Source organism: Pseudomonas sp. NPDC090203 (genome assembly GCF_044746765.1).
Classification (GTDB): Bacteria; Pseudomonadota; Gammaproteobacteria; order Pseudomonadales; family Pseudomonadaceae; genus Aquipseudomonas; species Aquipseudomonas putida_AD.
The window spans coordinates 145,953-165,610 of sequence record NZ_JBIVCV010000009.1; the positions used below are offsets into that span (position 1 = coordinate 145,953).

The 19,658-nt window shown below is 62.1% G+C and carries 16 protein-coding genes; 10 read left to right on the plus strand and 6 right to left on the minus strand.

Annotated features, from left to right (window positions below; translation table 11 throughout):
• Window positions 1-65: 65 nt before the first annotated feature.
• The 6 genes from ACIPO9_RS17180 to ACIPO9_RS17205 all read right to left on the minus strand — a co-directional run bounded on the left by ACIPO9_RS17180 (window position 66) and on the right by ACIPO9_RS17205 (window position 10,956).
• The gene (locus ACIPO9_RS17180; RefSeq protein WP_400782279.1) at window positions 66-3,536 is read right to left on the minus strand and encodes an efflux transporter outer membrane subunit; all 3,471 of its coding nucleotides are present in this window, start codon (window positions 3,534-3,536) and stop codon (window positions 66-68) included.
• A gap of 1 nt (window position 3,537) precedes the next feature.
• Complete coding sequence (locus tag ACIPO9_RS17185) at window positions 3,538-4,776, minus strand: hypothetical protein (protein WP_400782280.1); 1,239 nt, start codon at window positions 4,774-4,776, stop codon at window positions 3,538-3,540.
• Window positions 4,773-6,023 carry an HlyD family secretion protein gene (locus tag ACIPO9_RS17190; protein ID WP_400782282.1) on the minus strand — a complete coding sequence of 417 codons (1,251 nt, stop codon included), beginning with the start codon at window positions 6,021-6,023 and terminating at the stop codon, window positions 4,773-4,775. The genes ACIPO9_RS17185 and ACIPO9_RS17190 overlap by 4 nt, the downstream gene beginning before the upstream one ends.
• Before the next feature lie 473 nt (window positions 6,024-6,496).
• Window positions 6,497-7,723, minus strand: coding sequence for an alkaline phosphatase family protein (locus tag ACIPO9_RS17195; protein ID WP_400782284.1), 1,227 nt, complete (start codon window positions 7,721-7,723; stop codon window positions 6,497-6,499).
• A gap of 286 nt (window positions 7,724-8,009) precedes the next feature.
• Window positions 8,010-8,726 carry a FadR/GntR family transcriptional regulator gene (locus ACIPO9_RS17200; RefSeq protein ID WP_274136412.1) on the minus strand — a complete coding sequence of 239 codons (717 nt, stop codon included), beginning with the start codon at window positions 8,724-8,726 and terminating at the stop codon, window positions 8,010-8,012.
• 475 nt (window positions 8,727-9,201) lie between these two features.
• The gene (locus ACIPO9_RS17205) at window positions 9,202-10,956 is read right to left on the minus strand and encodes an IlvD/Edd family dehydratase (RefSeq protein WP_400609428.1); all 1,755 of its coding nucleotides are present in this window, start codon (window positions 10,954-10,956) and stop codon (window positions 9,202-9,204) included.
• 215 nt (window positions 10,957-11,171) lie between these two features.
• Here ACIPO9_RS17205 and ACIPO9_RS17210 point away from each other — a divergent pair, with 215 nt between their 5' ends.
• The 10 genes from ACIPO9_RS17210 to ACIPO9_RS17255 all read left to right on the plus strand — a co-directional run bounded on the left by ACIPO9_RS17210 (window position 11,172) and on the right by ACIPO9_RS17255 (window position 19,606).
• Window positions 11,172-12,491, plus strand: a complete 1,320-nt coding sequence (locus ACIPO9_RS17210; protein WP_400782287.1) for an MFS transporter — start codon at window positions 11,172-11,174, stop codon at window positions 12,489-12,491.
• 121 nt (window positions 12,492-12,612) lie between these two features.
• The gene (araD1, locus tag ACIPO9_RS17215) at window positions 12,613-13,605 is read left to right on the plus strand and encodes an AraD1 family protein (RefSeq protein ID WP_400782288.1); all 993 of its coding nucleotides are present in this window, start codon (window positions 12,613-12,615) and stop codon (window positions 13,603-13,605) included.
• A 97-nt stretch (window positions 13,606-13,702) separates the two neighbouring features.
• Complete coding sequence (locus ACIPO9_RS17220; protein ID WP_400782290.1) at window positions 13,703-15,028, plus strand: MFS transporter; 1,326 nt, start codon at window positions 13,703-13,705, stop codon at window positions 15,026-15,028.
• Between the two features lie 88 nt (window positions 15,029-15,116).
• Window positions 15,117-15,413 carry a DUF5629 family protein gene (locus tag ACIPO9_RS17225; protein ID WP_274136420.1) on the plus strand — a complete coding sequence of 99 codons (297 nt, stop codon included), beginning with the start codon at window positions 15,117-15,119 and terminating at the stop codon, window positions 15,411-15,413.
• A 210-nt stretch (window positions 15,414-15,623) separates the two neighbouring features.
• Entirely contained in the window at window positions 15,624-16,790 is a 1,167-nt protein-coding gene (locus ACIPO9_RS17230) for a lactonase family protein (RefSeq protein ID WP_400782292.1), read from the plus strand.
• 175 nt (window positions 16,791-16,965) lie between these two features.
• Complete coding sequence (locus ACIPO9_RS17235; RefSeq protein ID WP_274136423.1) at window positions 16,966-17,145, plus strand: hypothetical protein; 180 nt, start codon at window positions 16,966-16,968, stop codon at window positions 17,143-17,145.
• Between the two features lie 448 nt (window positions 17,146-17,593).
• Window positions 17,594-17,785 carry a hypothetical protein gene (locus tag ACIPO9_RS17240; protein ID WP_400782294.1) on the plus strand — a complete coding sequence of 64 codons (192 nt, stop codon included), beginning with the start codon at window positions 17,594-17,596 and terminating at the stop codon, window positions 17,783-17,785.
• Complete coding sequence (locus ACIPO9_RS17245; protein WP_400609439.1) at window positions 17,782-18,015, plus strand: hypothetical protein; 234 nt, start codon at window positions 17,782-17,784, stop codon at window positions 18,013-18,015. The genes ACIPO9_RS17240 and ACIPO9_RS17245 overlap by 4 nt, the downstream gene beginning before the upstream one ends.
• Window positions 18,016-18,267: 252 nt before the next feature.
• On the plus strand, window positions 18,268-19,242 hold the full coding sequence (locus ACIPO9_RS17250) for a hypothetical protein (protein ID WP_400782296.1): 975 nt from the start codon (window positions 18,268-18,270) through the stop codon (window positions 19,240-19,242).
• Entirely contained in the window at window positions 19,232-19,606 is a 375-nt protein-coding gene (locus ACIPO9_RS17255) for a hypothetical protein (protein WP_274135052.1), read from the plus strand. The genes ACIPO9_RS17250 and ACIPO9_RS17255 overlap by 11 nt, the downstream gene beginning before the upstream one ends.
• The last annotated feature ends 52 nt before the right edge of the window (window positions 19,607-19,658 follow it).

The window sequence follows — 19,658 nt, forward strand, 5'->3', positions numbered from 1 at the left end:
CCGCGATTGCGTCCGTGAGATCGCCGTCGCCGGCAAGCCGGACTGCTACGGGATGGGTGGTGCGGTCATTGTGCTTGGGCGACTTTCATCTTTGGTGGGCTCCAGCCGCCACCCAGCGCCTTGTACAGGTTCACCTGATTGACCTGTCGCGCCAGTTCCAGCGTCAGCCACTCCTGCTGCGATGCAAACAGCGAGCGCTGTGCGTCCATGGTCGAAAAGTAGCTGTCCATTCCCGCCTCGAAACGCAGCCGCGATTGGCGCCAGGCCTCCTGATAGTCCTCCACCAGGCGTTTCTGCGCCGCCACTTGGGCCAGCATTTCCTGCCGGGCATTCAGCGCATCGGCCGCTTCCCTGAACGCGTTCTGCACCGTGCCTTCGTAGGCCGCAAGGTTGGCGTCGTAGCGCGCATGGCTGGCGTCGACCACGGCGCGGCGCTGGCCGCCGTCGATCAGGGTCATGGAGCCGGCGGCCGCCAGTTGCCAGAACTCGGCAGGGCCGGTGAGCAGTCTGGAGAAATCGCCACTGAGGCTGCCCAGTGCACCGGTCAATGAAAGCGTCGGGAAATACGCACTGCGCGCCGCACCGATGTCGGCGTTGGAGGCGCGCAACAGCGCCTCGGCGGACATGATGTCGGGGCGTCTCTGGATCAGGCTCGACGGCAGGCCCGCGGGCACATCGGCAGTGGCCAGGGTCTTGGCCAGATCCCCTTGAGGCAGCAGCGATTCAGGCACCGGCTGCCCCGCCAGCACGCGCAGGGCATTGAGGTTCTGCGCGACTTTCATGCGGTAGGTGTTGACCTGCACTGCGGCGGTATTGGTCATGGCATCGCCTTGATGCACATCGATGCGCGCCGTCGAGCCCAGGTTGTAGCTGCTGCGCAGCAACTGGCCGTAATGCTCTTGGGACTGGAAGGTGGACTGGGCAAGGTCCAGCAGCGTCTGGTTGGCTTTCAGGCTCAGCCAGGTGCTGACCACCTCGCCGATCAGTGCCAGGCGCGCGGTCTGGTAATCCGCTTCGCTGGCCTCGAAACGCGCGTCAGCGGCGTTGCGCTGGCTGCGCAGGCGACCGAACAGGTCCAGTTCGTAAGAGGTAAAACCGGCGGTGGCCTGGAAGGTATTGTCGATACTGCCCGAACTTACCCCGCCGCTCTGAGTGCGCACCAGCGGTGGGATCTTGCTGCGCCCGGCGTAGGTATTGATACCAATGGAGGGAAACAGCGAGGCATGGGCGCCGTCGGATTCTGCCCGGGATTCCTCGACGGACGCCGCAAACTGACGCAAACCACGGTTGTTCTCCAGCGCCAGCTCGATCACCTGGCGCAGGCGCGGATCGGTGATGAACCGGTGCCAGTCTTCCTCGAATGCCAGTTTCGCCTCGCCAGCGCCGCCCTGTGCGTTGCTCGGCCATTGCTGATCGATGGGGGCTTCAGGGCGCTCGTAGGTGGGTTCCAGCGAGCAGCCGGCGAGCAGAAGCAAGGCCAGCACACCCACGATCATCGAGCCGTGGCGCTGCATGAAACGCCCGGGCTGGCGAGACCTGCGCGGGCGAATCGGCTTGCGTGGCTGCTTCTCGCCGATCAACGAGCGGCGCAACAGGCTGCTGAACGCCACCGCAGGCTTGGCTCTGCCTGCGACGTTGGTATTAGCATCGCTGAACAAGCGCCCGATCAGCCGCTGACGCAACGGCTCCTGCAGATCCACGAACTGCAGCCCCAGCCGGCCATCGCCGGTCTGGCGTTTGACCTCCACCGGCACCCGGCCCACCTTATTCACCCACACCGTGCCGCGCAGGCCCGGCCTGATCTGCGCCGCATGTGCGCAGGCAAACGATGCGCCGCTGATCGAGATGTCGGTCAGTTGCCCGGCGAACATGCGTCCGGCCAGGTGCAGGCCGGCGGGTTTGACGAAGGGGAAACGTTCCTCCCCATGCAGCCGTGGCCGGTCGACACAGGCCACCAGCGTGGCGACGTTGTACACCAGCGCCACCACCGTCCAGCACAGGTTGAACTGCACGTTGCCGTCGAAGGTGTCGGCGGTGGCAATCGCCGTGAAGGCGCCGACCTGAGCGAACAGGGTGAGGAAGAAAAAGAACCCGAACAGTTTCCAGTGCACCACGGCCTGGGTACGGTCCAGCCCTTTGGCGGTGACCTTGAAGGGCCGGCCGAACGGGCGAATCAGCGCGCTGACGATGGTCGCGGTCACGGCCAGGGACGCCACGATCTGCGTGACCTCGGTGAAAATCGGCAGGGTGCGCCGGTCCGTGACCCAAGTGCCGTATCCCCAGAACGCAATCAGCGCCGGCATGCCGAAGGCCAGGAAGTCCATCGGTTTGGCGTAGAACCCGGCGATGCCGAAGTACCAGTAGAGCAGGGGCGAGATCAGCATCATCAGGATGAACGGCTTGGAAAACCAGTGCAGCATGCCGTGGATGTAGTGCAGCCGGTCGTTGAGCGTGTAGCCGCGCCCGCGCAAGGGGCCGTCGGCCAGCAGCGCGACCTGGATCGTGCCCAGGCACCAGCGCCCGCGCTGGTTGATGTACTCGGTCAGGCCTTCGGCGGAGAGCCCGATGGACAGCCGCTCGTTGAGCCAGCGGGTGACGTAGCCATGTTGTAGCAGACGGTAGGTGGTGTAGATGTCTTCGCACACCGAGCCTGTCGGAAAGCCACCGATCTCGTTGATCCGGTCGCGCCGCACCACGAATGAGGTGCCCACGCAGAAAGCCGCGTCCCAACCGTCCTTGGCGGGCTGAAACACGTCGAAGAACACCCGCTGCTCGTCGACCCAGCAGGTCGATGAGCCCAGGTTGTGCTGGATCGGGTCGGGGTTGTAGTAGAACTGCGGGGTCTGTACCAACGCCACTTTCGGGTCTTCGAACAGCCCCAGGGTGCGCATCAGGATCGGCTGCTGGGGCGCGAAGTCGGCGTCCAGCACCAGGATGTAGGGCGCGTTGGTCGAGGCCTGCGAGGTGCGCAAACCGTTGTTCAGGTTGCCCGCTTTGGCATGGCTGTTGTCCGGGCGGCGGGCGTAGTGCACGCCCATGTCCAGGCAGTAGTCGCGCAGCCAGTCGCGGCGGGTGTCGTCCAGCACCCAGACGTTGAAATTGGGATAGTCCATGGCCTTGGCCGCGATGATGGTCTTTTCCAGAACGTCCAGGCCTTCGTTGTAGGTGCAGATGAACACGTCCACCGCAGGCACGTGGCGCCCGGCCGCTCGGAGGCGGTATTCCCCGGCATCGGCGCTCTTGCGGTGATCGCTGCGAATCAGCATCACCACGATGGACACCAGGGTGTAGGTGATCGCCAGCGATTCGAAGAACAGGAAAGCGTAGGACCACAACGTGGCGAACCCGGCGTGGATGTCCGGCAGGGTTTCGCGCACCCGCCACACCAGGTAATTGATGAGCAACAGGCCGGTCATGATCCCGAACACCGCGCGGGCCGGCCACTGGTCGCGGCGGGTCAGCAGGGTGAACAGAATCACCATTGCCAGCGTGCCGAGGTTCAACTGCCACAACTGCAAATCGTCGAGGGCGTGCATGTCAGTTAGCCTCTTGAGCGCCGGTGAACGGGTTGACGCCACTGGCAGCGATCGCCGCCCAGGCCGTGGCGCCGAGATGAGGCAGGTGGTAGTAGAAAAAGTCGTTGCTGGTGGAGTCCGGGCCGATGGCAAGCCCGGTGCTGATCTGTGCCTGGGGTGTGGCGAACAGCCAGCCGTCGCTGGCCTGCTGGGCCATGAGCACCGGCCACAAGGGCCGGGCCTTGTCGCTGGCGCCGGTCAGTTGCACGACGGCAGCGGCCTGGGCGGTGCCCTCGGTCCAGAGGCCGTCGGGGTTGCGGTTGAAGCCGTAGCCGGCGTCGAAGCGGTGGGCCTGATCGATGAACGCCAGTGCTCGCGACCAGTCCTTGGGTGGGTCGCTGACGGCAATCAGCGGCCAGATCTGCGCATCCAGTCCCGAGCGCTGATGCTCGGCGGTGCGGCCGTCCGGCAGGGTGCCGATGAGAAAGCGGCCTTCGCTTTCCAGCCACTGGCTGTCGACGAAGTGGCGGGCGATGCGCGCCTGCTCCGCGCTGTCCTGGCTGGCCTTGATCTGTTGTAGGGCTTGCCACGCCGCGGCCAGGTCGACGTTGTGCTCGGTGGATTTCCAGCCCTGGCGCACCGGGTTGGGCGGGTAGCCGTAGAAGCCGCCGATGAAACCCGCCGGCGCCTGGGCGTCGTAGGTGTTGCGCTGGGTCCACAGCAGGACCTTTTCAGCCGCCAGCAGGTAGCGCTGCTCGCGGGTCTGGCGAAAGGCTTCGAGCAACGCCAGCGCCGCCCAGGCCTGATTGCCTGTGGCGCTGCCCACCTGATAGGCATCCTGATTCCAGGCGCCGCGTTCCTGGCTCCAGTAGCCGGGAAGCAGGATCGGCCCGTGCTGTTTCACCACGCCTGCGGCGTAGGCGTTGCGCAGGCGGCCGTCGTGGTAATCCGGGTCGTTGTCGGTGGCGTAGGCCAGTGCGTCGGCGATGCGCCGGGCCGACTGCGGTTTTCCGCAGCCGAACAGGGCAATGCTTGCCAGCGCGTTATCGTAGGTGAAGGCCACGCCGCGCAAGGCGATGATCGCCGGCGGATGGCCTTCGAAGGCCGGGTAACTGGCCAGTAGCACCGGTCCTTCGGCCAGTGATTGCACGGCCTGGTCCAGGGCGGTGCAGGTCATGGTCTGCAACTGCGCCCGGCCCGGCTCCGCCACCGCCTGCGTGACGAAGAGCGCCGCCAGCAGCGCCCAGTAATGAGGTTTCATCGCACGACCTCGGCCGTGACCCAGTTGCCGGGGTTGCAGGTCCGTGCACGCTGGGTGGGCGAAAGGTCGGCGTCGAAGGCGCCCACCACGTACACCGCATTCTGTTCGGCGAAGGGGAAGGGCACGCTGTAATTGGCCAGTTGGGCATCGCCCGGTTTGGCCAGCAACTGCACCACGTGGGCCTTGAGCGGTTCGTTGAGGCCCCCGACCTTGACCTCGAGCACTGTGTCGCGGTTGATCTTGCTGGCCATGCGCTCGGGGAACACGGCGATCACGTTGGTCTGGTCGCACACGGTGGCCCGCAGCAGTGTCGAGCCTGCACGCACCAGCGTCCCCTGGGGTGCGATCAGTTCCTGAACGGTGCCGGGGGCATAGGCCACCACATCATAGGCGGCCATCAACTTGACCCGGTTCTGCTCGGTGTCGATCAGGCGGTTCAGGTTGTCCAGCTCCTGCTGTTGCGTGGCGCGGTTTTTCGCCTGGTTGGCCAGGCTCAGTTGCAGGGTGGTCATGCGCGATTGCAGGTCGAACATGCGCAACTGGTCGGGGTCCAGGTACACCTGTTCGCTGGCCGCCGACACATCGCCGCTGTTGATTCGCAGCTGCGAACGGATCGACTCGGCCGCGCCCTGCAAGGACGCCAGTTGTGCCTTGGACGACGTCACTGCCGCCTGGCTCACGGCGCCCTGACGGAACAGTTCCATGTTGCGCGTCACCGTCGCCTGGGCATCCTGCAGGCGAGAATCGGCAGCCGCGCTTTCGGCCTTGAGGGCGCGCTGGGTGTAGAGCTGGCGAGTGTGATAGGCGCTCTGGTACTGCTGGCTGGTCTTGTCCAGCGCCTCGTAGAACTGCTGGTCGTGCTCGGCCTGGCTTTTCAGCGAGGCCAGTTGCTGCTCGAGGGTCAGGCGGCGGGTCTGCAGGGTCAGCAGGGTTTCCTGGTTGGCCCTGGGGTTCTCGATGGTGGCGATGGTCTGGCCGGTGTCGAAGGTGTCGCCGGCCTTGACCTTCAGCGAGCTGACCACACCATCGATGGGGGTGGTCAGCAGAATCACTGGCGCATTGAGAATCGCCCGGGTCGCCGATGACGACAGCAACGGCATGAACAGGGTCGAAAACAGCAGCCAGACAATGAAAAACAGCACGCTGAACCCGACCAGCCGGGGCAGCAGTGACAGCGAGAAAAAGCCCGGTTTGACAGGCTTGCCCGTGGTCATCGAAATCGGCTCCGCCGACAGATTGGTCATCATCCGGTACTCCAGCTGAGCATGCATCAATGGGCAGTCAGGCACGCGCGCGCCGTGACTGCGTCGGTCAGACGACAGCTAAACCAAGGCATACAAAAGCGTCGCCCGGTCAAAGGCGATGTACAGGATTTGTCTTCTTGAAAGCGCAGGACTGAAAAGGCTGGATACGTCCCGTCTTGTTGAAATGCAGCAGCAGTGACCCAGGCAGGAGAAAACGATCACTGACCCAAAACTATGCGCGAAGGCCTTTACTGTCAACAGCTTGCGGGCGGTTAAAGATTGGCGCCGGTTATCCGCCGGGTTTTTTTGACGCGACGGGTGCTGCGGGGTTTTTTCCCCGGCGTGTAAGTCATTCAAATATCAGGGGTTTTTGCTGTGCTGCCGGGATGTCAGTGGCTTGGACTTGTAGCGGTTCAGGTCTCTGCGCGGCGGTGAAAGGAGAAAAAAATATAAGGATCCCGTTTGTTATCGCCGCTTCAGCGCTTGACCGACTTGTCCGATACCAGCACCGACACCGGCACTTCGTTGAACACCACGGTGTAGTTCAACTGGCCGATGGGTTGCGGCAGGTCGCTGTCTATGTACTGGCTGGAGGAGTCCGTCAGTTTGGCGATCAACTGGCCGGCACGGTAGATGCGCAGCGGCTGCTTGCTGCCTTCGGTGACGCGCCAGCGCAGTTCGACCGTGCGTTTTTCCGCATTCAGGCTGGCGCCCAACTGGCGCACGCCCACGTGACCGATCAGCGGCACGCCATCAATGGTGTAGCGCTGCGGATCGGTGTTGATGCCCAGGTGGGTGAGAATGGTCGGTACCACGTCCGCCTCGCTGGCCAGGCCGTACAAACCGTTGAGCGCCGGGTTGTCAGGGTCGGAGATGGGCTGGGTCAGTTGTTCGTTGGCCGGTTTGTTCAGGCCGATGAACGCGGTTTTTTCGCTGCGGCTCTGCTCGCCGTGATCGTAGCCGTCCGGCAGTCTTCTGCCGTGGTCGGTGGTGACCATTACCAGCCAGTCCTCATCGGCATTCTCGCGCTTGCGTTTGCCCAGTGCGTCGAGGATCAGCCCGATCTGCTTGTCGGTCTTGGCAATGGCGTCCTGATAGCCTGGTCCGAAACCATTCTCGTGGCCGGCGTCGTCAGGCTGGTCCAGATGCACGAAGATGAAGTCGAAATTCCCGGTGCGCAGTTCCTGCACCGTGCGTTCGGTCGCGCACTGGTCATCGCCACCGCATTTGACCCCAAGCTCGATGAACCCTGCCGAGATGTCGTCGGCGAAGTTATCGTTGATCGGGTTCCAGCTGACGATGCTCGCCGTGTGGCGTGTGGGGGATGAGAGGCTGATCAGTTTGAACAGGCTGTCGGTCTTGATGCGCAGGCCGCTGTCGTTGCTGGCGATCCGGTGCCGGTCGGCCCAGGCGCCGGTCAGCACGGTGGCCCAGCCAGGGCCGCTGAAGGTGGTTTGCTGAGTCGCGGTGCCAACCATCCCGCCGGTGTAGGTCATCATCGGCCGCAGCGCGGCGATGACCGGCGCGTGTCCGGCGTCGATGGCCTGTTTCAGTTGTTCGTATTGCACCCCGTCCACGCCAATCAGCAGGGCCTTGTGCCGATGGAAATCGACCGAATCGCCCAGCAGCATGTTCTTGAGCAGCAGCGCAGCCAGCAAACCCAGAAGCAAGGCGATGCCGCAGAGCCTGGCGATGGAGTACATGTTAAACCTCATGCTTGAGGTCGCAGGGGAAGGGACATGGGCTGACGACGAATCCTTGTCGATGATGAAACGGACTCTATTGGTTATAGCCAATATTTGGAGGGATGGAGGAAGGATCGTGCATTCAAACGAGTGGGTGTGTGTCGGGGTGTGGCACGACACACACTCTGTGGGAGAGGGCTTGCCGACGAAGAGGCCGGGGATGGCGCCGCATCTTTTGTAGCCGTGCCGCCGCCTTCGCGGGCGAGCCCGCTCCCACAGGTTCGATTCAAGTCAGCCAGAGGCGTCAGAGCCCCTGACCCAACACCACATTCAGCGCATTGCGCGCGTCGTCCAGTTGCACCAGTGTCGCGTGGTGCGCGCCGAGGGCGTCGCGGTTTTCGATGGCGGTGAGAATTGCCCGGTGCCGTGGCAGGGCGAGTTCGTGCAGGTTGGGGCGTTTGTTCGAATGTTTGAGCGCTTCGCGCAGCGCCAGCGACAGCATGTTGCACAGGTGCGCCAGCAGATCGTTGTGGGTCGCGTCGGCGATGCGGCTGTGAAAATCCAGGTCCGGTTGCAGCACGTCTTCCACCGTCGGCGCGGCGGCCATGCGGTCGTAGGCCTCGCCGATGGAGGCGATTTCTTCGGAGGTGGCGTGCTGCGCGGCGAGGGCCGCCGCGGCAGGTTCGATGATGCTGCGCACGCTGGTGAGCAGGGCGAAGAACTCGTTCTGCGGCGAGCTCTGCATCAGCCAGTGCAACACGTCAGGATCGAGGATGTGCCACTCGCGACGCGGCTTGACCACCGTGCCGACCCTTGGCCGCGAATAGACCAGCCCCTTGGCCACCAACACCCGCGTCGCCTCGCGCAGCACCGGGCGACTGACCGCGTATTCTTCGCAGAGCAGGGCTTCGGCGGGGAGCTTGTCGTCCGGCTTGAAACGCCCTGAAACGATCTGCATGCCGATGTCCTGGACGATGCGTGAATGCATGCTTTTGCGGTCGGAGGGCTTACGGTAATCCATGGGGCGCGAGACGATCCTGAGCGGTGGGTGCGGCGCATCATAGCATTGACCTCACAAGGCCGGCGTGGCGAAGTCTCTGTAGGCGCGCGCTGGCCCGCGACAGCGATTGGCCTGTGACAGATGTGTTGCCTGGCACACCGCCATCGCGGGCAAGCGCGCTCCTACAGTGCGCAGGCGTGCACGAGATGTGATGCCAAACCCGAAACCCGTATCAGCACGGCTTGCCGGCGGGGCGGTGTGTCAGACGACCCTTGCGTGCCTGACACACCGCGATCGCGAGCAAGCTCACTCCTACAGGGTTGCGGCGTGCACCTGACTGGATTGCACCACCACAGCTTGTAGGAGCGCGCTTGCCCGCGACAGCGATTGGCCTGTGACAGATGTGTTGCCTGACACACCGCCATCGCGGGCAAGCGCGCTCCTGCAGTGCGGCGGGGGCACGGGTTGTGGTTTCAAGCCCGGGCCCGTGGGGGCGTCAATGGGAATGCCGAGGCACTTCCGATCCGCGCATGCCCACCAGGAAGTCGAAATCACACCCCTGGTCGGCCTGCATCACATGGTCGATGTACAGCTGGCGATAGCCACCGATCAACAACTGCTGCGGCGCCTGCCAGTCGGCCAGGCGGGCGTCGAGTTCCTGCTGGGGGATGTCCAGGTGCAGGCGTCCGGTCGCGCAGTCCAGCTCGATGTAATCGCCTTCCTGCACCACCGCCAGCGGTCCCCCGGCTGCCGCTTCCGGCGCCACGTGCAGCACCACCGTGCCGTAGGCCGTGCCACTCATGCGCGCATCCGAAATACGCACCATGTCGGTCACGCCCTGTGCCAGCAGCTTGGCGGGCAGGCCCATGTTGCCGACCTCGGCCATGCCCGGATAACCCTTCGGCCCGCAGTTCTTCATTACCAGAATACTGCTGGCATCAACGTCGAGATCCGGATCGTTGATCCGCGCCTTGTACATGTCGAAGTTCTCGAACACCACCGCGCGCCCACGGTGCTTCATCAGGGCGGGGGTGGCAGCGGACGGCTTGAGCACGGCGCCCAGCGGCGCGAGGTTGCCGCGCAACACGCAGATACCGCCGTCGGCCACCAACGGGTTGTCGATGGCGCGAATCACTTCGTCGTCGCCGTAGATCGGCGAGTTCTTCACGTTTTCCCACAGCGACTTGCCATTGACAGTCAAGGCTTCGGGGTTGGGGATCAGGTTGTTCTCGCCCAGGCGACGCAGCACCGCAGGCAGGCCGCCGGCGTAGTAGAACTCTTCCATCAAAAAGCGCCCGGAAGGCTGCAGGTCCACCAGGGTTGGAGTGCCACGACCGATGCGGGTCCAGTCGTCCAGTTCCAGATCAACGCCGATACGCCCGGCGATGGCCTTCAAGTGAATCACCGCGTTGGTCGATCCGCCGATGGCGGCGTTGACACGAATGGCGTTCTCGAACGCTTCGCGGGTCAGGATCTTCGATAGGCGCAGGTCTTCGTTGACCATCTGCACGGCACGCATGCCGGACATGTGCGCCAGTACGTAGCGGCGTGAATCCACCGCTGGGATTGCGGCGTTGTGCGGCAGGGACGTGCCCAGCGCTTCGGCCATGCAGGCCATGGTCGAGGCCGTGCCCATGGTGTTGCAGGTGCCGGCCGAGCGTGACATGCCGGCTTCGGCGGAGAGGAATTCGTCGAGGCTGATCTGGCCTGCCTTATAGGACTCGTGCATCTGCCAGACGATGGTCCCGGCGCCGATGTCCTTGCCCTTGTGCTTGCCGTTGAGCATCGGCCCGCCGGTCACGACGATGGCCGGCACATCGCAACTGGCCGCGCCCATCAGCAGGGCCGGGGTGGTCTTGTCGCAACCGGTCAGCAGCACGACGCCGTCGATGGGGTTGCCGCGAATCGCCTCTTCCACGTCCATGCTCGCCAGGTTACGCGTGAGCATTGCGGTAGGGCGCAGGTTCGATTCGCCGTTGGAGAAGACCGGAAATTCCACCGGAAAGCCGCCGGCTTCGATGACGCCGCGCTTGACGTGTTCGGCGATGGTGCGGAAGTGGGCGTTGCACGGGGTGAGTTCGGACCAGGTGTTGCAGATGCCGATGATCGGCTTGCCCTGAAACTGATGGTCGGCGATGCCCTGATTCTTCATCCAGCTGCGGTACATGAAGCCGTTCTTGTCGGCGGTACCGAACCATTGGGCCGAACGCAGGGTGGGTTTCTTGTTGGTATTGGATGGGGAATCAGACATAAATCAGCACTCTTATTGTAAGACTAAAGGCTTTGCGTGCTGACTAAAGTAGGCCGAAAAAGCCTCGATTGGAAGAGTTGTCACATTAAATAGTATTACTATATAGTCGGTACCCATCGATGACCGACCCTGTCATGCCTGCTCGCGCGGCACACACGAAGGCAGAGGCGATCACGCAAGCAGTCAATAACAATAACAACGTGGAGACCGCCAACATGAGCCAGGAACTCAGGCTTATACGTCGCATCACCCTCAAGCTGATTCCGTTTCTGATCCTGCTGTACCTGATCGCCTACGTGGACCGTTCCGCCGTGGGGTTCGCCAAGTTGCACATGGGCGCGGATGTCGGCATCGGTGACGCCGCCTACGGACTGGGCGCGGGCCTGTTCTTCATTGGTTACTTTCTGTTGGAAATCCCCAGCAACCTGATGCTCGAACGCTTCGGCGCGAGGCGCTGGTTCGCGCGGATCATGGTCACCTGGGGCGCGATCACCATGGGCATGGCCTTAGTGCAGGGGCCGACCAGTTTCTATGTGATGCGCTTTCTGCTGGGCGCGGCCGAGGCGGGCTTCTTCCCCGGCGTGCTGTACTACATCACCCAGTGGTTCCCGGTGCGCCACCGCGGAAAGATCCTGGGCCTGTTCATCCTCTCGCAACCCATCGCCATGATGATCACCGGCCCCATCTCCGGTGGCCTGCTGGGCATGGAAGGCATCGGCGGCCTGCACGGCTGGCAGTGGCTGTTCCTGTGCATCGGCGCTCCGGCGATCCTGCTGACCTGGCCGGTGCTGCGCTGGCTGCCGGACGGCCCGGACGATGTGAAGTGGATCGATCCGGTTGAAAAGCGCTGGCTGGCCGGCGAGCTGCAAAAGGATCTGCAGGAATACGGCCAGACCCGCCACGGCAATCCGCTGCACGCGCTCAAGGACAAACGCGTCCTGTTGCTGGCGCTGTTCTATCTCCCCGTGACCCTGAGCATCTACGGCCTGGGCCTGTGGCTGCCGACCCTGATCAAACAATTCGGCGGCAGCGATCTGGTGACCGGTTTCGTGTCATCGGTGCCCTACATTTTCGGGATCATCGGCCTTCTGATCGTGCCGCGCAGTTCCGACCGCCTCAATGATCGCTATGGTCACCTGGCCGTGCTTTATGTGATCGGCGCACTGGGTCTGTTTCTCAGCGCCTTTCTCAGCGTGCCGGTGCTGCAACTGGCGGCGCTGTGTCTGGTGGCGTTCTCGCTGTTTTCCTGCACCGCGGTGTTCTGGACGTTGCCGGGCCGCTTCTTTGCCGGTGCCAGCGCTGCGGCCGGTATCGCGCTGATCAACTCGGTGGGCAACCTGGGCGGCTACATCGGCCCGTTCGTGATCGGCTGGCTGAAAGAAATCACCGGCAACCTGGCCTCAGGCCTGTATTTCCTGTCGGGGGTGATGGTCTTCGGCTTGATCCTCACCGGCATCGTCTATCGCGTGCTTGAGCGCAAACACGTGCTGCCTGAATCCGAATTCGCGGCCAGCGCCCGTCGTTCACAAGCCTAGTAGGAGCGCGCTTGCCCGCGATAGGGCCGTGTCAGCCACCCTAAGCGTCACAGGCACACCGCCATCGCGGGCAAGCGCGCTCCTACAGCGGTCGTGCTCATCATCTGGAAAGGAGAAACTCATGCATCTGGTTCAATTCGAATTGGGTAACGGCCAGCGTCGCGTAGGCCTGGTGGACGGCGCACTCGTGCGCGAAGTGCAGGGCGCGACCAGCACCCGTGACCTGGCGCTGGCGGCCATCGACAAGAAGATTTCCCTGGCCGAACAGGTCGACAGCCTCGGGCTGGGAGACAGTCACGACTATTCGCAACTGCGCGCCGACCTGCGCATCCTGCCGCCGCTGGATCACCCGGACCCTGCGCATCTGCTGGTCAGCGGCACCGGCCTCACTCACCTGGGCAGCGCCTCGGCCCGGGACAAGATGCACCAGCACGGCAACGACGAGTCGGCCATGACCGACACCATGCGCATCTTCAAATGGGGCATCGAAGGCGGCAAACCGGCGGCGGGGCAGGCGGGCGTGCAGCCCGAGTGGTTCTACAAGGGCGATGGCAGCATCGTCATTCGCCCGGGCGAGGCCTTCCCGCAGCCGCCGTTCTCCGAAGACGCAGGCGAAGAGCCTGAGTTGAGCGGCCTGTACGTGATCGGCCACGACGGCAAGCCTTACCGCCTGGGATTTGCCATCGGCAACGAGTTCTCTGACCACGTCATGGAGCGCAAGAATTACCTGTACCTGGCCCATTCCAAACTGCGCGCCTGCTCGTTCGGCCCGGAACTGCGCGTCGGCGACCTGCCGCAAAACCTGGCGGGCACCAGCCGCATCCTGCGCAATGGCCAGGTGCTGTGGGAAAAGGAATTCCTGAGCGGCGAGGCCAACATGTGCCACAGCCTGGAAAACCTCGAGTACCACCACTTCAAATACCGTCAGTTCCTGCGCCCGGGCGATGTGCACGTGCACTTCTTCGGCACCGCAACGCTGTCCTTTGCCGACGGCATCAAGACCCGGCCGGGTGATCGCTTCGAGATCAGCCAGAGCGAGTTCGGCGCACCGCTGGTCAACGGCATTGCGCAGGAAGAGGCGGTGTTTGCGCCGGGGGCTGTCATCCAGCTCTGAAAGCGCTGTCGTGCTTCTGTGGGAGCGAGCTTGCTCCCACAGGCTAATGCGCAGACTTTCCTGCCGACACCCAACAAGAACAATCAAGGTGCGCCCCATGACCGCCAACGCCATCCCGCTGGAACAGCTCGACACCGACGCCCTCGAAGACCGCATCTACCGCAAGGTGAGCTGGCGCATCGTTCCGCTGTTCATCTGCTGCTTCCTGTTTGCCTATCTGGACCGGGTCAACATCAGCTTCGCCAAGCTACAGATGGCCAGCGACCTGGGTTTCAGCGAGACCATCTACGGTCTTGGTGCGAGCCTGTTTTTCGTCGGCTACTTCCTGTTCGAAGTGCCAAGCAACGTCTTGCTGCACAGGATCGGCGCGCGGATCTGGATCGCGCGGATCATGGTGTCCTGGGGCATCGCCTCGGCCTGCATGATGTTCGTGCAGACGGAGTTCTGGTTCTACACCCTGCGGTTCCTGATCGGCGTGATGGAAGCGGGATTCGTGCCCGGCGTACTGTACTTCTTCACCCAGTGGTACCCGGGGACACGGCGGGCGCGGGTCAATTCCTACTTCAAAAGCTCCATTTGTGTGTGCGGTATCGTCGGCGGTCCGCTGGCCGGGCTGATCCTCGGCCACTTCGATGGGGCCATGGGCATGGCCGGCTGGCGCTGGCTGTTCCTGCTGGAAGGCATCCCTTCGGTGCTGTTGGGCGGTGTGGTGTTCTGGCTGGTCAAGGACCGCATCGAAGACGCGCCGTGGCTCACCGCTCACGAGAAGCAAGTGATGCTCACGCGCATGGCAAAAGAGGTGCGGCCCAACAGGTCGCAGAAGGTCAAGGACATCTGGAAACACCCCACCACCTACGTGATGTCGGCTATCTACCTGTGCCTGGTCATGGCCCTGACCGGATTGCTGTTCTGGATGCCGCAACTCATCAAGACAGCCGGGGTGACCGACACCATGGACATCGGCCTGCTCACGGTCATTCCCTACGTGGGCGCGGTGATCGGCAACCTGCTGATCGGTGCCAGCTCCGACCGTCACGGCGAGCGTCGCTGGCACATGGCAGGTTGCGCCACCCTGACAGCGGTAGGGTATCTGGTCTGCGCGCTGTTCCCTGGCCAGTTGTTACCGCTGATGATCGGCATGACCCTGATCATGACCGGCATCATTGCCTGGATGCCGATCTTCTGGACCGTCCCGCCACGTTTTCTCAGTGGTATCGCCGCAGCGGCAGGGATCGCCCTCATCAACTCGCTGGGGCAACTGGGCGGCGTCATCGCGCCGTTCATGGTCGGCCGCATCAAAGACCTCACCGGCACCGCAACGCCCGCTTTGTTTGCCTTGTTCGCCGTGAGCGTGCTGGCCATCGGGCTGATCGTCTGGGGCATTCCTGCGCGGTATTACGCCCGGGAAACCCTGCAGGATTGATCGAACGGACAGGTTTCAAGGTGTCGGCACCTCCATGTCGGCACCTTTTGACCTATCATTCGCGCTTTCACCTATGCGAAGCACTGCCATGACCACCACCCCTGAAAACCTGCGCGCCCTCCTGCAAACCGCACTGACCTCCCAGAGCATGCTGGAAATCGACGGCCTGCATGCCTTCGAATTCACCCTGGACGAGATGCTGCAGATCGAAAGCATGGACGGCCGCGAGCGCAAGGTCTGGCGCTTCTCCCTGGCCCAGGTCGACTCCGCCGAATTCGACACCGCGCTGCAAAGCTGGGTCATCAACGACGGCAACGCCGACCACCGCCTCGTTGTTCTGGATGCGTTTGCCGGTAGCGATGAAGACGAAGACGACGCTGAGTGAACACCTGCTCTTGTAGGAGCGCGCTTGCCCGCGACAGGGGTGTGTCAAATACACATTGGTTGACTGACACACCGCCGTCGTCCGAATGCGGCCCAGAGCAAGCGCGCTCCTACAGATTTGCCCGAGCAACCAATCCCCGCCAAACGCTGTCATAGCCCCTGAATCACCGCGTTTGCGGCGCGCCAACAACTCCAACAAGAGAACAGCCCAATGACTCCCAGACTTCTGCCCTGGCTGGTGCTCGCCAGCAGCCTTACCGCCCTTTCTGTCCAGGCCAAATCCATGACCGACTACGACGTATTGGTCGGTGCCTATACCGCAGGCAAAAGCGAAGGCATCTACCGTTACGGCTTCAACAGCCAGACTGGCCAGCTCGACGCCACGCCGCGCCAGGTCATCAAGAGCGAAAACCCTTCGTGGCTCACGCTCTCCAAAGACCAGCGCCACCTGTTCGCGGTCAACGAGAACGGCCCGGGCCAGACCGACGTCGTCGGCAAGGTCTCGAGTTTCGCCATCGATCCCAAGACCCACGCCGTGTCGTTCATCAACCAGATCGACAGCAAGGGCGAGGAGCCGACCCACTCGAACCTGAGCAAGGACGGGCGCTTCCTGTTCGTTGCCAACTACGCCGTGCACCCGGATCCGGGCGGCTCGCTGGCGGTGGTGCCGGTCGGCAAGGACGGCAGACTTTCGCCGGTGGTGCAGACCGCGACCCACGAAGCGAGCAAGGTCAACCCCGAGCGCCAGGCCTCGTCCCACGTACACGCTGCCGTGCCGACGCCCGATGACAAATACCTGGTCGCCATGGACCTGGGCGCGGACAAGATGTTTGTCTTCAGCTACGACCACAACCAGGCCCAGCCGCTGAAACCGGCGAAAACCCCGGCAGTAGACCTGCCACCGGGCAGCGGCCCGCGCCATCTCCTGTTCAGCAAGGACGGCAAACACGCCTGGCTGACCATGGAAATGAGCGCACAGGTGGCGGTGTTCGACTACCGCGATGGCGAATTCAAGCGCACGCAACTGGTTGAACTGGCCAATAAGGAAGGCCAGCAGAATCGCGCAGCCGGCGGCCTGCATACCTCACCGGACGGCAAGTTCCTCTACGTCGCCAACCGCGGCGAGGTCAATGAACTGCTGGTGTTCAGCATCAACGGCAACGGCCAGCTCAAGGAAATCCAGCGCCGGTCGGTGGAAGGCAAGGAGCCCCGCGAGTTCAGCTTCGACCCCAGCGGGCACTTCATGCTGATCGCCAATCAGAAGAGCAACCAGATCGTCACCCTGCGCGTCGACCCGAAAACCGGGCTTTTGGGCGAAACCGTGCAGAAAATCGACTTCGATTCACCCTCCGACTTCCGCTTCCTCACCGCCAAGTGACACATTGACGCACCCCGCAGCCCTTGATTTCAAAGGGCTGCGGCCATGTATTAATTGAAGTGATATGGGCTAGTGCCAGAAAAGATTTTTTCTGAACGCGCCTCGGGCGTACTTTTAATTCCACGGCCACGACGGTCAAGACTTGAAACGAAACATCGACACCGAGGTACACATCATGAACTTCAATATCTTCTCCATCATCGCCGCGTCCGCCATCTCCGCCACTGTTGCATTACCTGCCAGCGCCAGTGTCGAAGTGACCGATAAAAAAGTCAGCGCGACTCAGACCTACACCCCTAAATACCTGCAACAAAGCGCCAACTTCTACGCTGCACTGGATCACAAGACTCAGTAATGAATAGAACCCTGGACGTGAATCCATTCCCCGTCAACGCTGCCCTCGTTCCCGGGGAATGGATTCTCGAAGCACCACAAGTAACGCTGTAACTGCTCGACATTGAAAGAACGCTTTCGCGAGCAACTTCGCCTTTTAACAGGTTGATGCGACCCACTGACCACTGCGTGTCAGGCCATGTATCAAATGTAGGCGAGCTTGCTCGCGAAAGCGTTGAATTCCTCCCTTTGGTCCCCGTCTACTGAATAAGTGATGGGGATTTTTTTGTGCCCGGATATTGGTGGGCAGACCCGAAAGTTGCCTCGATCAGTCAGCGTCTCTATCGGGCTGATTGAGCCTGTAAATAATCAACGGAACTGATCTTCAGAATCGCTGCTCATCGTTTTTCATTAATAGTGTCGTCCTTCATTCTTCGCTCCAGAAATCAGCAACATCTGGAGCTACTGTCATGGCCACTGCCATTCTCAATTCACTCAAACACGGCGCTTACACCGCCATCGCGTTGTATGTCGTATTCATCGCAGTGGTCACTGTCGTCAGCCTTAATCCACAACTGGGCGCACCTGGCTCGGTGTCCGTTCAATCGTCTGTCGTTGTGCTGGATGGTGCGGCTGCGCAGGCGAAGGGGCGTGCGTCGTGAGAGGGGCAAATTTCTGGGTGATTGTGTTCTTTGCACTTATCAACAATGGCTGCACCTTGCTCGGTCACGGCGAGGGCTCGGTGGGCGGTGTGGCGCGTAGTATGGAGTTTCGCGCCGAAATGGCCGATGCGGTGGAGATACTTCGGGCGCAGAAGATCAACAGCGGGAACCCGCCGCCGAAGTCTGGCGAGGCTTTTTCCGGGATATTCAGGCTGGGCGCGATTGCCTGAGCACCACATGCCTCGTAGCAGCACGGCTTGCCGGCGGGGGCGGCCTTGAGATCGCCCCCGCCGGCAAGCCGTGCTGCTACGGGTGTAGGTCATCCAGAAGCTCTGCGTAGGGAGTTTCCGAAAACTTCGTAGTCAGGTCGTTTTTAACAACTTGTTGAGTGACATCGCCAAACCCTGAAATTACTGTCCGGCTTCCAATGGCCCGGAAAGGACACCGCGCCGCGGCAATCCTTTCAAAGCAGGGAGCTCGAGATGTCACAACCCTACGCATTCGTGAACGACCAACCCCGGCACTACATCCACCTTCGAGATCATCATCTCGCCCTCTCCATGAGCGCTCGCTCGAAACTCGATCAGCTCAATCCCTTCCTTCGTAATGGCATGGTGAGGCCCGGAGACGTCGTGGTCGTCGGTGACGGTTCGACCAGCATGTGCACACCCGAAGAGACCCGGTTGATGGAACTGGCCTCGCAGGTTCGCGGGGCAATGATCGGCATGTCCGCACGGGAAAGTTCTGTGATGACGCATAACTTCGACCTGCTGCAAAGTTTCATGTCGTACGGCTCGATCGGTATTGGAGCCAGCACGGCGGCGTGGAGCAGGCATCTCAAGGATCTGGAAGACCTGCTCAAGCAGACCGAGGCACTGCATCAGCGCTGGCGTGCGGGCGCAATGACAAACGATCAGTTCTTTGCCCAGCGGCGTGCGCTGTTTACCCGGATGGAGACGAGCCTTAAAGGCATCGGTCGTTATGGGTCGGGTTTGAGTAATCAGGGCAAGATGAAGCAGATCCTGGGGATCTCCAGCAAAAGCTACCTGCATACAGGCGACATCAGGGGCTATGCCGGCAAGGTCAGGGGCGTGTCGAAAATGGCGAGTGCGATGAGTAAGGGTGCTTATGTCGGGATTGCGCTGGATGTTGGTGTGGGTGCGCTGGAGATCCAGAAGGCTTGTTCAACTGGGCGGGAAGAGGAATGTACTAGGGCGAAGTATGTAGAAACCGGTAAAGCGGCGGGTGGGATAGTGGGATCTTCGGCTGGCGGCGTAGTTGCAACGGCAGCCGGTCCGGCGATCTGCGTCGGAGTTGGAGTAGCCACTGGAGGGGTAGCTTTGGCGGGCTGCGTACTTGTAGCGGGGGCAGTTATGGCGTTGGGTGGGGGAACCCTGGGGTCAGTGATTGGAGAGGATTTGACCATTCTGCTATATGAGGCAGCCCATGGACGTTAACCTGATTCTGGATTGGAGCATGGCTTGTGGCATGCTTCTGTTGACTGTCGATTTGGCAGTGCTTTTGTGGGTCGTGTTCTTCAGAGTTGAGGAAATTGAAGACGCCCTCGGGAACAGCCAACTCAACATCGACGCTAAACGACTTGGGAGTAACACCGGTTTATTGGGCCGCCAATACAGGCTGGGGCTTGCAACAAGCGCGTTGCTTTTCAGCAACTTGTATATCCGCAAGGGGCTGGTGGATCCCGATGATGTGAAGAACATGCCAGCCCACCTTAAACGCTGGGCCGTGATCCCCCATGTAATGGCCGCGTTGTTGCTCCTGCTTCTGTTTGTGCTGGCGCTTGTGGCTGGAAAAATCTAGCGAGGGCGATCTCATAGAGGCCCCGCCGGCATTGGAACGCCGCCCGGCCGTG